At 67.4% G+C, this 14,457-nt stretch carries 13 protein-coding genes; 8 read left to right on the top strand and 5 right to left on the bottom strand.

The window, feature by feature from the left end:
- Position 1: 1 nt before the first annotated feature.
- The 3 genes from ACQR1E_RS14500 to ACQR1E_RS14510 are packed head-to-tail and all read left to right on the top strand — an operon-like array spanning position 2 to position 3,070.
- Positions 2-820 (top strand): ABC transporter substrate-binding protein, encoded by an 819-nt coding sequence (locus ACQR1E_RS14500; RefSeq protein ID WP_434897202.1) that lies wholly within the window; start codon positions 2-4, stop codon positions 818-820.
- Positions 807-1,700 carry a polysaccharide deacetylase family protein gene (locus tag ACQR1E_RS14505; RefSeq protein WP_315750305.1) on the top strand — a complete coding sequence of 298 codons (894 nt, stop codon included), beginning with the start codon at positions 807-809 and terminating at the stop codon, positions 1,698-1,700. Before ACQR1E_RS14500 ends, ACQR1E_RS14505 begins: the two co-directional genes overlap by 14 nt.
- Positions 1,697-3,070, top strand: coding sequence for an amidohydrolase family protein (locus tag ACQR1E_RS14510; RefSeq protein WP_316174812.1), 1,374 nt, complete (start codon positions 1,697-1,699; stop codon positions 3,068-3,070). Before ACQR1E_RS14505 ends, ACQR1E_RS14510 begins: the two co-directional genes overlap by 4 nt.
- A gap of 6 nt (positions 3,071-3,076) precedes the next feature.
- Here ACQR1E_RS14510 and upp read toward each other — a convergent pair whose 3' ends face one another.
- From upp to ACQR1E_RS14525, 3 genes are all read right to left on the bottom strand, one after another.
- Positions 3,077-3,706 (bottom strand): uracil phosphoribosyltransferase, encoded by a 630-nt coding sequence (gene upp, locus ACQR1E_RS14515; protein WP_315827065.1) that lies wholly within the window; start codon positions 3,704-3,706, stop codon positions 3,077-3,079.
- A 271-nt stretch (positions 3,707-3,977) separates the two neighbouring features.
- Positions 3,978-5,201 (bottom strand): URC4/urg3 family protein, encoded by a 1,224-nt coding sequence (locus ACQR1E_RS14520; RefSeq protein ID WP_434897203.1) that lies wholly within the window; start codon positions 5,199-5,201, stop codon positions 3,978-3,980.
- A 15-nt stretch (positions 5,202-5,216) separates the two neighbouring features.
- Positions 5,217-6,473: a GTP cyclohydrolase II gene (locus ACQR1E_RS14525; RefSeq protein WP_315717746.1), complete on the bottom strand. Its 1,257-nt coding sequence runs from the start codon at positions 6,471-6,473 to the stop codon at positions 5,217-5,219.
- A gap of 256 nt (positions 6,474-6,729) precedes the next feature.
- Between ACQR1E_RS14525 and ACQR1E_RS14530 the strand changes: the two genes are divergently transcribed.
- Positions 6,730-7,959, top strand: coding sequence for an amidohydrolase family protein (locus tag ACQR1E_RS14530; protein WP_316193120.1), 1,230 nt, complete (start codon positions 6,730-6,732; stop codon positions 7,957-7,959).
- A gap of 143 nt (positions 7,960-8,102) precedes the next feature.
- On the top strand, positions 8,103-9,029 hold the full coding sequence (locus ACQR1E_RS14535; RefSeq protein ID WP_434841264.1) for an N-carbamoyl-D-amino-acid hydrolase: 927 nt from the start codon (positions 8,103-8,105) through the stop codon (positions 9,027-9,029).
- A gap of 256 nt (positions 9,030-9,285) precedes the next feature.
- Here ACQR1E_RS14535 and ACQR1E_RS14540 read toward each other — a convergent pair whose 3' ends face one another.
- On the bottom strand, positions 9,286-9,945 hold the full coding sequence (locus ACQR1E_RS14540) for an aspartate/glutamate racemase family protein (protein ID WP_316193118.1): 660 nt from the start codon (positions 9,943-9,945) through the stop codon (positions 9,286-9,288).
- 128 nt (positions 9,946-10,073) lie between these two features.
- Here ACQR1E_RS14540 and hydA point away from each other — a divergent pair, with 128 nt between their 5' ends.
- The 3 genes from hydA (at position 10,074) to ACQR1E_RS14555 (ending at position 13,476) form a co-directional block, all read left to right on the top strand.
- Positions 10,074-11,543 (top strand): dihydropyrimidinase, encoded by a 1,470-nt coding sequence (gene hydA / locus ACQR1E_RS14545; RefSeq protein WP_316193117.1) that lies wholly within the window; start codon positions 10,074-10,076, stop codon positions 11,541-11,543.
- 198 nt (positions 11,544-11,741) lie between these two features.
- Positions 11,742-12,713: an NAD-dependent epimerase/dehydratase family protein gene (locus tag ACQR1E_RS14550; protein ID WP_316193116.1), complete on the top strand. Its 972-nt coding sequence runs from the start codon at positions 11,742-11,744 to the stop codon at positions 12,711-12,713.
- A 1-nt stretch (position 12,714) separates the two neighbouring features.
- Positions 12,715-13,476: an SDR family oxidoreductase gene (locus ACQR1E_RS14555; protein WP_316171556.1), complete on the top strand. Its 762-nt coding sequence runs from the start codon at positions 12,715-12,717 to the stop codon at positions 13,474-13,476.
- Position 13,477: 1 nt separating this feature from the next.
- Here the strand turns inward: ACQR1E_RS14555 and ACQR1E_RS14560 are convergent, their stop codons facing one another.
- Positions 13,478-14,374, bottom strand: coding sequence for a LysR substrate-binding domain-containing protein (locus tag ACQR1E_RS14560; protein ID WP_315750315.1), 897 nt, complete (start codon positions 14,372-14,374; stop codon positions 13,478-13,480).
- Positions 14,375-14,457 lie beyond the last annotated feature (83 nt).

Raw genomic sequence — 14,457 nt, forward strand, 5'->3', positions numbered from 1 at the left:
GATGAAATTGAAGTCGATCGTGTTGGCTGGGCTCATGAGCGCGGCCGTGGCGGGCGCGGCTCTCGCCGCCGAGCTGCCGGCCGATATCAAGCAGAACGGCCTGCGCATCGCGGTGGTGCCGAACTATCCGCCGATGGAGTTCAAGGATCCGGCCACCGCGACCCTGACCGGCTTCGACGTCGAGCTCGGCGAGGCGCTGGCCAAGAAGCTCGGCGTCAACGCGGTGTGGCAGGAGACCAGCTTCGACCAGCTGATGCCGGGCCTCGCCACGCAGCGTTTCGACATCATCCTGACCGGCATGACCGACTACAAGAGCCGGCAGGATACCGCGACCTTCATCGACTACCTGCGCAGCGGTCCGCGATTCTTCGTGCAGGCTTCGCGCGCCAGCGAGTTCAAGGAGCCGACGGCGCTGTGCGGCAAGAAGGTCGGTGCCTCCAGGCGCACGATGTTCCCGAAGGACATCGCCGCCTGGAGCGAGAAGAACTGCGGCGCGAGCGGAATCGAGTTCGTCGGCACCGAGGGATCGGCCGACGCCCGGACGCAGCTCAAGCAGGGCCGCATCGACGCCGCCGTGCAGGGCAACGAAACCTTGCCCTACATCATGGATCTCGAGCCGAACACTTACGTGCCGGTCGGCACGCCCATCGCCTACCAATATACGGGGCTGGCGACGCCGGTGAAGGCGGACGAACTGCGCGAGGCGCTGCGCGCCGCGCTGGAGGGCCTGATTGCCGACGGCAGCTACAAGGCGTTGCTGGCGAAGTGGAAGCTGAGCGACAATGGAATCGAGAAGGTGCTGATCAATGCTGGACAGTAAGGCGCTCGCGGGAATCCCGGTCGTTCCCGCCAACACCGCGCCGCCGGCGCCGGACTATCCATGGCCTGCGCCGCACAGAGCGGCGATGTTCCTGTCGTTCGACATCGACGCCGAGAGCGCCTGGACCTCGAAGGATCCCGCGCATGCGGCGCGTCTGGTCACGATGAGCTTCGGCGGTTTCGAGGCGCGCGTCGGCACGCCGAAGCTGCTCGAGCTGCTCGCCGAGCTCGATCTCAAGGCGACGTTCTTCATCACGGGATGGGCGGTCGATGCGCATCCGGCGATGGCGGAAGCGGTGCTGAAGGCGGGCCACGAGATCGGCCATCACGGCTATCACCATCTGCTGCCGGATCCCGGCGATCCCTTCATCGTCGAGGAGATCGAGCGCGGCTTCGAGGCGATCCAGCGCCGGCTCGGAATCCGGCCGATCGGCTACCGCGCGCCGTTCGGCGAGTTCTGCGAGGAGCTGCTGACAGCGCTGGTGCGCCAGGGCATCGTCTACACCTCCTCGTTCCGCGATGACGTCAGGCCCTATCGCCATCGCTTGGCCTCCGGCTCGCCGGGCACGATCGAAATCCCGGTGACCGCGAGCTATGACGACTGGATGCACGGCCTGTCGGCGCGGTTCTCGCCGCGCTCGATCTTTCCGAAAGAGCACGTGCTGTCGATGTGGAAGGATGAGCTGGACGAAGTCCGCGATTGGGGCGCGATGGTGACGACCGTGCTGCATCCGCAGGTCTCGGGCCGGCCGATGCGCTTCCGGCTGCTGCGCGAGTTCCTGACCTACGCCAAATCGTGCCGGGACGTGTGGATCACGACCGGAGCCGAGATCGCGGCGAACTACCAGCGCCATGAGGCGGCGGAAGCGAAGGACGCATGAGTACGACGGCGATCTTCGGCAGCTACGTGCTGACGCGCAAGGACGGCGCGCAGGACGTCCTGCGCGATCACTGGGTGCTGGTCGAGGGCAGGCGCATCGCGGCCGTGACGCGTGATCGGCCGGCGGCGGACGAGGTGTTCGATCGTCCGGGCCGCTTCGTGCTGCCGGGCCTGTTGAACCTGCACAACCACATCTTCAGCGAGGCGATCGCACGCACGCTCACCGAGGACGGCAACGGCCGGCGCAACAACAAGAGCATCGTCTACACCGTGCTGCTGCCGCTGTCCAAGCGCGGGGCCGAGATCCTTTCGGTGAAGGAGCGGCTGGCGATCGGCCGCATGGGGGTGCTGCAGCTCCTGAAGGGCGGCGCCACCACGGTGATGGAGCCGTTCCGCAACACGATCCCGGAGCTGTTCGATGCGGCTCTCGAGATGGGCCTGCGCTTCTATGGCGCGCCCTATCTGTTCTCGACATCAGATGCCAGGGCGGATGCCTCCGGCGTCGTGACTTACGCCGGCGATGACGGCGAGGCCGACATGGCGGTCTGGAATGCGCTCCATCAGCGCTGGCACGGCCAGGGCGACGGCCGCATTCGTCTTGCGATGAGCCCGCACGCGACCGATACCTGCGGACCGGATCTGTTGCGCGCGGCTGCCAGCCGGGCGCGCGAGCTCGGCGTTCCCATCACCACGCACATGGCGCAGAGCGCGGGCGAGGTCGCGACGATCGCGCAGCGCCATGGCGGCCGCACCCCGGCCGAATATCTCGACTGGCTCGGCCTGCTTGGTCCCGATCTGCTGGCGGCGCATTGCCACGCATCGACCGATGCGGACCTTGCGCTGATGGCGGCGCGTGGTGCCGGCGTGCTGAACTGCCCGCGCGTGTTCGCGCGCGCCGGAGTCACCGCCGCCTTCGGCCGCTTCGCCGCGCATGGCGTCCGCACCGCGGTCGGCACCGACGGCTACAACATGGATCTGCTCGGCGAGCTCAACGCCGCGTCGATGATCTCGAAGATCGTGCTGGGAAGCGCCGAGACGGCGAGCGCGCCGGAACTGATCGACGCCGTCACCACGACGGCCGCCGCCATGATCAAGCGCGACGATCTCGGCGTCATCGCGCCCGGCGCGACCGCCGACCTCACCGTCGTCGACATGACGCATCCACATCTTCAGCCGCTACACGACCCGCGTCGCGGCCTGATCGCGCTCGCGAACCGCGCCAACATCGACCAGGTGATGATCGACGGCCGGCTGCTGATCCACGACGGCCGCTATCTCCACGGTGACGAGGCGGCGATCACGGCGGCAGGCGCTGCAGCGATCGAAAAGATCTGGGCGTTGCCGGAGGCAGAGGCCGCATTCGCCGGCTGAATGCTGCTACCGCGTGCCGTAGGCGCGGTCGCCGGCGTCGCCGAGGCCGGGAACGATGAAGGCGTCGTCGTCGAGGCCGTCGTCGATCGCGGCGGTCCACAGTGCGACATCGGGATGCAGGCCGCGGACGCGCTCGACGCCCTCGGGCGCCGCGATCATGCAGACCATGCGGATATCCTTGGCGCCGCGCTCCTTGAGCCGGTCGACCGCGGCGACTGCGCTGTTGCCGGTCGCGAGCACCGGCGTGACGACGACGGCCAGGCGCTCCTGCAGGTCGGACGGCGCCTTGAAGAAGTACTCGACCGCGGTGAAGGTCTGCGGCTCGCGGTACAGGCCGATATGGGCGACGCGTGCGGTCGGCACCAGATCGAGCATGCCGTCGACGAAGGTGACGCCGGCGCGCAGCACCGGCACGAACACCAGCTTCTTGCCGGCGATCTTGGCCGACTGCATTCGCGCCAGCGGCGTCTCGATCTCGACCTCCGTGAGCGGCAGGTCGCGCGTGACCTCGTAGCACAGGAGCATGCCGATCTCCTTGAGGAGCTCGCGGAACGACTTGGTCGAGATCGACTTGTCGCGGATCAAGGTCAGCTTGTGCTGCACCAGCGGATGATCGACGACCGTGACGCCTTCCATGGCTTTCATCTCCGAAGCGTAGGGTGGGCAAAGGCGCGAAGCGCCGTGCCCACCTGATACTAGCTCAGCTTGGAATGGTGGGCACGCTGCGCCTTGCCCACCCTACGCGCAACTTATGAATCGCATCATTGCGAGGAGCGAAGCGACGAAGCAATGCAGACTTTCTTCCGGGCCCTGGATTGCTTCCGCCGTCGCCCTTCGGGCTATGGCGGACAAGTCGCTTCGCTCGCAATGACGTCGGCTGTTATGAAGCAAGGCTACCAAACACCTCTTAAAACACCGTGCCGTCGCTGAGGATGGTCAGCGGCGGCGAGCCGTCGGGACGGCGTTCGAAGGCGAGCTTGCGGCCGGCGGCCCAGCTGCCGCCTTCGAGGATGCGCGCCAAGGGCAGCTGTTCCGCCGTCTGGCCGGTGCGCTGGCGGATCAGCGCGGCCAGGCGATCGAGCAGGGCGACGGTCAGCGCGCGCCATTCCACCACCAGCGGGGAATCAACGGCATGCGCCCGCGCGGCATCGGCGGGATCGCGCAGCACCAGCACGCCGCCGTCGACGAACAGGCCGCCATTGCGGTATTCGGCGAGTCCCGTAAGGCCGTCGATGTTCTCGACCACGAGGCCGGCGCGCTGCAGCGGTTCGATCAGCGAATAGCTCAGCCATTGCGACAGCTTGTGCAATGGGACGAGACCGCTGGTCGCGTCATCGGTGACCAGGGAAGCATGGCGCCAGCAGTCGCCGAGCGCGATGCCTTGCAGCGTCAGCCGCGACGGCCAGATCGGGCCGAGCTGCAGCAGCACCTGCTGCAGAATGTCAGCGGCCTGGAGGTGGCCGCCGGTCGCACCGGCGGCGAGCTGATCGAACAGACCGCCGGGACGTGGGGTATCTTTCCGACCGAAGATATCCGGCTTTGCAGCCGTGACCTCGCCTAGCCGGCGCAGCAGCGCAACGCGGCCTTCGAGTCCGACCAGCGGATTGTCGGCGCTCACCTGGAAGCCGCGTTCGAGATCGGCGACGATGATGTGCTGCAGCTTCGCGGCGTCGGCCCGCAGCGGATGGCTTGCATCGGCCGAAAACGCACCGCGTGCGAACATGTCGAGGCTCGCCAGTGCCAGCCCTTCGGAGCGGCCGATGCGCGCGCCGGTCACGGCATCCTGATAGCGCCACGCCGCGCCGGCGCCGGCGTCGAGCAGCACGCTGGTGATGGCGAGATCGAACTCGGCGCGCGCCCGTGAAGCCGCATCCGGCCAATTCACATTGTCGGCGATCGCGGCCCAGCGATCGACACCGCCGACCACGAAATGCCGCCAGCGCGAGTGGAACGGCACCTCGCCGCCGGGATAGGTCCTGCGGGTCACGTCGCGCACGAGGTCGGCAATCGTATCGAGCTTCGCGAGGTCGATGCGGAAATGCGGCAGCCTGTCCGCGAGACCGAGCGCAAGCAGCTGATGCGACCGCTCGCGCACTGCGCGGGCCGAGAGGAGATAGGCGACGTCGTCCATGATCGGCTGCTGCGCTCAGTACTTCTCGAGCGGTCGGCCGACGGTGTCGCCGAGCGCCTCGGGCTTCTGCGGCTCCAGCGAGAAATAGCCGGCGGCCTTCTTGGCCGCGATCTCGACATGGGCATCCGCCGGGATCAGCTCGTCGGGGATCGGCACGCGCTCGACGATGTCGACACCCTGGCCCACCAGCGCGTCATGCTTCATGTCGCTCATCGAGATGAAGCGGTCGATGCGTTTGACGCCGAGCCAGTGGATGACGTCGGGCATCAACTGCTGGAAGCGCGCATCCTGCACGCCGGCGACGCATTCGGTGCGCTCGAAATAGGCCGCCGCGGCGTCGCCGTCCTCCTGGCGCTTGCGCGCATTGTAGACCAGGAACTTCGTCACTTCGCCGAGCGCGCGGCCTTCCTTGCGGTTGTAGACGATGATGCCGAGGCCGCCGTTCTGCCCGGCCGCAACGCATTCTTCGATACCGTGGATCAGATACGGGCGGCAGGTGCAGATGTCGGAGCCGAACACGTCGGAGCCGTTGCACTCGTCATGCACGCGACATGTGATCTTCGTCCGGCTGTCATTGAGCTTGTCGACGTCGCCGAACAGATAGACCGTGGTGCCGCCGATCGGCGGCAGGAATACCTGCAGGTCGGGCCGGGTCACCAGCTCCGGATACATGCCGCCGGTCTGCTCGAACAGGCCGCGGCGCAGACTGGTCTCGCTGGTGCCGAAGCGCGCGGCCACGCCGGGCAGGTACCACACCGGGTCGATCGCGATCTTCACCACGGAGACGCTGCCATTGGCATGCACGACGTCGCCGTCATGAACGAGGCGCTTGGCCGCGAGCGCCGCATGCAACTCAGGAAGCTCGATCCGCGCCTTGGTCACGGCGATCGTCGGCCGGATATCGATTCCTTCCGCGATCTCGCCGCCGAAATTCTCGGCCACCAGATGACCCCAGGGATCGAGTGCGACGATCTTCGCCGGCTCTCGCCACTGCGCGAACGGGCCGATCGTGGCGGCGGGATGGGTGTTGGTGAGATCGGGGCGGCGGATCGGGTCGAGCGCACCAGATGATACCGCGAGCGCGCGGTAGACCGTGTAGGAACCGCCATGGCTGCCGATCACGTTGCGGTCCTGCGGACGTGATACCGTGCCGATCACGGGTCCGCGCTCGCGTGCGCTTTCGGCGCCCCAGTGGAGCGGGAAATTATGCTTGGCGCCTGGCACCGGGTGCGAGGTCAGGCGGATGTGATCCGTACGGTTGGAGCGAGTCATCGGACAGCCACCCCCAAAACGGCAACGGCCCGCCTTGACGACGGGCCTGAGCAGAACGCGTTCACGTTTTCCATGCACCAATATAGCAGTTTTTCCCCGCCAAACAAGTGGTCCCGGGTGGCCGGTTATTTGTAAACGAATGGTTTCGGATCCCGGTCGGCGGTCCCGCGGCGTCAGGCCCTGGCATGGCGCTTGCCTTTTGCAGGCGGCGCCGCCAGCTTGGCGCGCATCTGGAATTCTCGACGGCAACGGCGGCATGGACCTGATCATTCGCAATGCGGTGCTGGCGCAGCACAGTGAGCTGCGCCGGGCCGATATCGGAATTTCCGACGGCACCATCGTGGCGATCGCGCCGTCATTGCAGGCCGACGGCGAACAGCGCGATGCCGAGAACTGCCTCGTCGTGCCCGGCTTCATCGAGACGCACATCCATCTCGACAAGACCTGCATCCTCGACCGCTGCACGATCAGGGAAGGGACCGTGGCAGAGGCGGTGCGCGAGACTGCGGCCGCCAAGCGCAACTTCACGGCCGACGATGTCTATGACAGGGCGAAGCGGACCGTTGAACGCTGCGTCAGCCACGGCACGATGCGGATGCGCACCCATGTCGAGCTCGATCCCGGCATCGGCTTCATCGGCTTCGAGGCGATCCAGCAGCTCGCGCGCGACTATGCCTGGGCGCTCGACCTCGAGATCTGCGTGTTTCCGCAGGAAGGGCTCACCAACTATCCGGGCACCGAGGAGCTCTTGATCGAGGGCCTGCGCCGCGGCGCACGCACCATCGGCGCCGCCCCGTATTTCGACACCGACCCGCCGGCGCAGATCGACCGCATCTTCGCGATCGCGCGTGACCGCGACGTCGACATCGACATGCATCTCGATCTTGCCGAGACGCTCGATCACATGCAGATCGAATATGTCTGCCGCAAGACGGAGGAATACAGCTGGGGCGGACGCGTCGCGGTCGGCCACGTCACGCAGCTGTCGCTGCTGCCGCCGGAGCGTTTCGACGCGATCGCAACGCAGCTCGCCAATGCCGGCGTCGCAGTCACCGTGCTGCCCTCGACCGACCTGCATCTGATGGGGCGCCGGCACGATCATGCGATCCCGCGCGGCGTGGTCCCGCTGGAGCCGCTGCGCGCGCAAGGGGTGACCTGCTCGCTCTCGACCAACAACGTGCTGAACCCGTTCACGCCGTATGGCGACGGCTCGCTGATCCGGATGGCGAACCTCTACGCCAACGTCTGCCACGTCTCGCGGCCGGATCATCTTGCGGGGTGTCTCGACATGGTCACGCACGACGCGGCGCGGCTGATGCGGCTCGATGACTACGGCATCGAGGTCGGCGCGCCGGCCGATCTCGTCTGCATCGATGCGGCGACGCCGACCGAGGCCGTGGCGACCCTGGCGCAGCCGCTCTGGGGCCTCAAGCGCGGCCGGCCGTCGTTCTCGCGGACGCGGCCGGTGCTGTACCGGCCGGGGTGAAACGATGAGGGGTGTTGCATGACGCTGTCGCCACATTCGTCATTGCGAGGAGCGAAGCGACGAGGCAATCCAGAGTCCTCGTGTAGCCCTGGATTGCTTCGCTTCGCTCGCAATGACGTCGGAGTCCGGATAGGAGTTCTGCAATGCGCGTGATCAACGTCGCCGCCGCCCAGATGGGACCGATTCAGCGCGCTGACAGCCACGAGGCGGTCGTCGCGCGCATGATCGCACTGATGGACGAGGCCAAGCGCAAGGACGCCGACCTGATCGTCTACCCGGAGCTGGCGCTGACCACGTTTTTTCCACGCTGGTACATGGAGGATCAGGCCGAAGTCGACAGCTGGTTCGAGCGCGAGATGCCCAATGCGGCCGTGCAGCCGCTGTTCGATCGCGCCGCGCAGCATCAGATGGCCATGTATCTCGGCTATGCCGAGCTGACACCGGACGGGCACCACTACAACACGGCAGTTCTCACCGACCGCGCCGGCAACGTCGTCGGCAAGTATCGCAAGGTGCATCTGCCCGGCCACGAGGAGTTCGAGCCGGAGCGCAGCCACCAGCATCTGGAGAAGCGCTATTTTGAGCCGGGCGATCTCGGCTTTCCCGTCTGGCGCAGTCTCGATGGCATTATCGGCATGGCGATCTGCAACGATCGCCGTTGGCCGGAGACCTATCGCGTCATGGGGCTGCAGGACGTCGAGCTGGTGCTGATCGGCTATAACACGCCGTCGGTGAACTCATTGAAATCGGCCGAGGGACTGCAGCAGCGCCTGTTCCACAACCGGCTCTCCGCGCAGGCCGGCGCCTATCACAACTCGTGTTGGGTCGTCGCGGTCGCGAAGGCCGGCGTCGAGGACGGTCATCACCTGATCGGTGGCAGCCTGATCGTCAATCCCGACGGCGAGATCGTCGCGGAGGCGGTGACGGAAGGCGACGAGGTGCTGGTCGCACCCTGCGATCTCGATGCGACGCGGTTCGGCAAGCAGACGATCTTCGATTTCGCAAGGCATCGGCGGATCGAGCATTACGGGCTGATCACCAGCCGCACGGGCGCGGTGCCGCCGGAGTGAGGCAGGAGAGAGAGTGGGCCTGACCACGCTGATCAGCAGTTGCATTGTCAGGCACCAGCGCCGCTACACAAACAGTGTCGTCCCGGCGAACGCCGGGACCCATACCGCGGAAGCTATCGAGGAACGGAGCTGACAGTTGCCTGCCTCACGTCGGCCGGCGGCTATGGGTCCCGGCTCAAGGCCGGGACGACAGCGGAGTGTGAGATGGCCGGCCGGGCAGGTCCGTGCAGGGGCAAACGACGGATGTGCGAACCACTCACCCCGCAAACGCCACCGCGCCGAGCGCCATGGTCACTGCGGCCTGGGTCGGATCGATCACCGGAATTCCCAGCGCGTCCTCCAGGTTCTTGCGATGCCGTGCCATGCCGGCGCAGCCCATGACGATGGCACCGGCGCCGTCCTCCTCCTTCAGCGCGCGGCCGACAGCAATCATCTTCGCCAAAGTACCTTCGCCTGACGCCGTCTCCGCCACGGTCATGTCCAGCGGGCGCTCCGCGGCCAACCGATCCATCAAGCCCATCTGGCGGAGATAGCGGATGTGGCGGCGGATCGAGCGCTGCGCGATGGCGAGCACGCCGAACGTATCGGCGCGAGTCAGTGCAGTGAGCACGCCGCATTCGGCGATGCCGAGCACCGGCCGTGCCGTGGCCTCGCGGCAGACGTGCAGGCCAGGGTCGCTGTAGCAGGCGATCACGAACGCGCTGGATGCGTTGTCGCCCTCGACGAAACGCCGCAGCGGCAGGGTGACGCTGTCGGCATCCTTCTGGCTCTCGATGCCGTAGGGACCTTCCTTCAAGGTCTCGCAGACGATCTCCGGTCCGTCGGCGAACATCAGCGGCTTGAGCGCCGCCGCCAAGCCGTCGGTGACCACCTGGTTGGAGTTCGGATTGATCACGGTGATGCGCGGGCGGGACATGGGAGCTACCTGCTTCTTCAGTGTTGACGGCGCGTGACAGGCAACCACTATGCCACGGCTGACGCAATGGGGCCGATGCGGTCACCTCGCGTCCACGGCGTTCCATCTGGCAGAACTAGGAGATCGCGATGACCGAGCCGGCCTATGACCTGATCATCCGAGGCGGGCGCGTCGCCACCACCACCGATACGTTCGAGGCCGATGTCGCCATCACAGGCGAGACCATCGCGGCGATCGGCCGCGGCCTCGGCCCGGCGAAGCGCGAGATCTACGCGCGCGGCAAATATGTGCTGCCCGGCGGCGTCGACAGCCATTGCCATATCGAGCAGCTCTCGGCGGCAGGGATCGTCAACGCCGACACGTTCGAGAGCGCCACCAGGTCGGCCGCGTTCGGTGGCACCACGTCCGTGATCTCCTTCGCGGCCCAGCATGTCGGCATGCAGTTGCCGCAGGTGGTCGAGGACTATCACGCGCTGGCGCGCAAGGGTGCCGTGATCGACTACGCGTTCCACATGATCGTCGCCGATCCGACCAGGGAGACGCTGGAGCGCGACCTGCCGGCGCTGATCCGCCAGGGCCACGGCTCGATCAAGATCTTCATGACCTACGACCGGCTCAAGATCGACGACGAGCCGCTGCTCGACATTCTCGTCGCCGCGCGCGAGGGCGGCGCCATGCTGTGCGCGCACGCCGAGAACCATGGCATCATCTCCTGGATGGTGAAGCGGTTGCTGTCGCGCGGCTACACCGCGCCGAAATACCACGCCATCAGCCACGCGCGGTTCTCCGAGGCCGAGGCGTTCAACCGCCTGATCGGCATGGCCGCCCTCGTCGATCAGCCGATCATGATCTTCCACGTCTCGACCGCGGAAGGCGCCAAGGTGATCCGCGATGCGCGCGGGCAGGGGCTGAAGGTGTTCGCGGAGACCTGTCCGCAATACCTGTTCATGACGGCCGAGGATCTCGACAAGCCCGGCATCGAGGGCGCGAAGTGGATGTGCAGCCCGCCGCCGCGCCGCGCGCCCGACCAGGAGGCGCTGTGGCAGGCGCTGTCGCTCGGCGATTTGCAGACCATCTCCTCCGATCACGCGCCGTATCGCTTCGACGAGACCGGCAAGCTGCGCGCCGGCTCCAACCCCAACTTCAAGCAGATCGCCAACGGCCTGCCGGGCCTGGAGCTGCGGCTGCCGCTGCTGTTCGATGCGATGGTGTCAAAGGGCCGGCTCGGCCTCAACAAGTTCGTCGAGCTCACGGCGACGGCGCCGGCCAAGATCTACAATCTGCATCCGAGGAAGGGCGCGATCGCGATCGGCGCCGATGCCGACATCGCGCTGTGGGATCCGGACAAGCACGTCACGATCAGCGATGCCGCCATGCACGACCTCGCCGGCTACACGCCGTTTGCGGGGCGCAGCGTGCAGGGCTGGCCGGTGACCGTGCTGTCGCGCGGCCGCGTCATCATTGACAACGGCAGACTGTCGGCCGCGCCCGGCTCCGGCCAGTTCCTCGCCCGCAGCGGCGGCGAGGCTGCGAAGCCGACGGGGCGCCTGGTCGCGGATATGGACCCGGAGCAGAATTTTGGGGCGAAGCTGCTCTAGACGCGAAGAGCTGTTGGAGTAGCTGATCATGTTGACGCGGTCGCTCCGCTCTCCGCCGTCATGCCCGGGCTCGAGCCGGGCATCCACGTGCTTCCCGGGATGCCGCCGGACGTGGATGGCCGGGACGGCGCCAGGCCATGACGTGGGGCGAGAGCTGAATGCCCCTCGTCGATCGCTGTCCATGCGAGGACCTCCTTGATGCATGTCCTGATCTTCGGCGGCGCCGGCTTCGTCGGGCTCAACATCGCGCAAGGCCTGCTGGAGCGCGGCCATGCCGCGACGGTCTTCGATGCAGCGGCTCTGCCGAACGCGGCGGAGCGCGCCTTTGCGCCGTATTGCGAGCGTCTGCACCTCGTGCAGGGCGACGTCACCGATGCGAGCGCTGTTGCGGCCGCGATCGCCAGCGGCTGCGATGCCGTTGTCATGGGCGCCGCGATCACCGCCGGTCCGGAGCGTGACGCATCCGACCCCGAGCGCATCCTCGCGGTCAATCTGCTGGCGCAGGTGCCGATCCTGCAGGCGGCGCGGCGCAGCGGCATCCGCCGCGTCATCAACCTGTCCTCGGCGGCGTCCTACGGCGCCAGCGGTCAGCGCTTTGCCGTGCTGGAGGAGAGCACGCCGTGCGAGCCGGTGTCGCTCTATGCGATCAGCAAGTTCGCCTCTGAGCGCGTCGCGGCGCGGCTGTCGGACCTGTGGCAAACCGACGTGATCAGCGTGCGTCTGTCGGCCGTGTTCGGCCCGTTCGAGCGCGGCGGCGGCGTGCGCGACACGCCATCGCCGCAGGCGCTGATCGCGGCCTGTTGCGCGCGCAATGCGCCGGCGCTGCTGAACGAGCCGGGCGACAAGGACTGGGTCTATGCGGTCGACGTCGCCGACGCCGTCTACCGGTTGCTGGAAGCCGAGAGGCCGCAGCACACGCTCTACAACATCTCCAGCGTAGCCACGTTTACAGCCGAGGCCTGGGGCCGCGCCTTCGCGCAAGGCCGCCCCTGCTTCGTCTGCCGGCTCGCGGAGCAGGGCGAGACGCCCACGGTGCCTGTGTTCGCGCCGAGCCGCGGCCGGCTGTCGACGACGCGACTGGCCGAGGAGTTCGGCTGGCGCGCGCGCTTCGACTGCGCGGCATCGGCCGAGCATTTCGGCCGCTGGTTCGATCAGTACGGGAGAGACTGAGATGAGGCTCAAGGCGAAGGTCGCGGTCATCACCGGCGGCGGCTCCGGCATCGGCCGCGCCAGCGCCGTCATGTTCGCGCGCGAGGGCGCTTATGTTGCGCTGGTCGACCGCGACGCGGCAGGCGCGGAGGAAACCCTGTTGCTCCTGGCCAAGGCCGGAGGCCAGGGCCGCGTGTATGTCGGCGATGTCGGTGATGCGGATTTTGCAAAGGCGACGGTCGAGAGCGTGGCAGCCGCGCGCGGCCGGCTGGATGTGCTGATGACCGCTGCCGGCTTCTCCTGCGGCGGCACCGTGGTCACGACCGATCCCATGGATTGGGACGCGGTGTTCCGCGCCAATGTCGGCGGCACCTGGCTGTGGGCGAAGGTCGCGGTGCCGATCATGCAGAAGCAGAAGGCCGGGTCGATCATCACCGTGGCATCGCAGCTTGCGGTCGCCGGCGGCAAAGGCAATAGCGCCTATATCGCCGCCAAGGGCGCGATCATCAGCCTGACCCGCACCATGGCGGTCGACTTCGCTACCGACGGCATCCGCGTCAATGCGCTGGCGCCGGGTGCGATCGACACGCCGCTGCTGCGCCGGAGCTTTGCGCGCCACGTCGATCCGGAGCCGGTGCGCGAGGCCTCGCGCCAGCGCCACGCGATGAAGCGCTTTGGCGCGGCCGACGAGGTCGCCGCCGCCGCGCTGTTCCTGGCCAGCGACGAGGCGTCGTTCACGACCGGCATCGTGCTGCCGGTGGATGGCGGCTGGCTCGCGGCGTAGCTCAACGCCTGGCCGTGCCGGACTTCCGATCGCGCCCGCGCAAAATGTCCGCAAGCGCGGCCGCGTTGCGAGACAGCGGCTCGAAGCGAGGCGTCAGGAGATACGCGCGCATCGGAATCTTCGGTGCGAGTGGCCGTGCCGCGAGGTCGGGCCAGGCGCGGCCGCGCAGCACGAATTGGTCGACCACGGCAAGGCCCGCGCCGGCGCGGGCCATGGCGCAGGCGTCGGGCGTGTAGCGCACGATCGTGGTCGGCTCCGGGCCGCCGGCCAGGGCCGACGTGACGATGTGACCATAAGGCGTCTGCGGGCCGAAGCCGACCAGCGGATAGGGCAGCATGTCCTTCGGCCTGATGCTGCGCAGCCTCGTCAGGGCATGGTCGGCCGGCATGATCACGTGCAGCGCGCCCTCCGCGATCGTCTCTGCCGCGACTGTCGGCTCGTCGACCGGCAGCACAGTGATGCCGAGATCGGCGCGGGCTGTGCCGACGCGGCTGACGATCTCCAGCAGGGTCAACGATTCGAACTCGACGCGCAGATCTGGAAAGCGGCCGCGCAGCCGCGCCAGCGCCTCCGGCACCATGCTGTGGGCCGCGCTCGGGCTCGCCACCACGCGGATGGTGCCCGTGCCGCCGGCGCGCAGCTCGTCGGCGAGGTCGTTGATGCGCGCGACGCCGCGATGGACGTGCTCGACCTCGGCGAACAACCGCTTGGCCTCCGGCGTCGGCTGCACCCGGCCGCTGATGCGCTCGAACAGCTTGAGCTTGAGGCCATCCTCGGTATAGGCCAGCAGCCGGCTGATCGCAGGCTGCGACACCGAGAGCAGCCGCGCAGCGCCGCTGATCGAGCCTGTCATCATAATCGCGCGGAACACCTCGATCTGGCGCAGATTGAGCGGCATGCGACCTCTTGTCTCGCTGTGGATGGCTGTCGACTCTAGCCGCCGCTGCCGCCCCATAACAAGCTGTTATGGGCGGCGGACAA

It is taken from the genome of Bradyrhizobium sp. HKCCYLRH1030 (genome assembly GCF_051168395.1).
Lineage (GTDB): Bacteria > Pseudomonadota > Alphaproteobacteria > Rhizobiales > Xanthobacteraceae > Bradyrhizobium.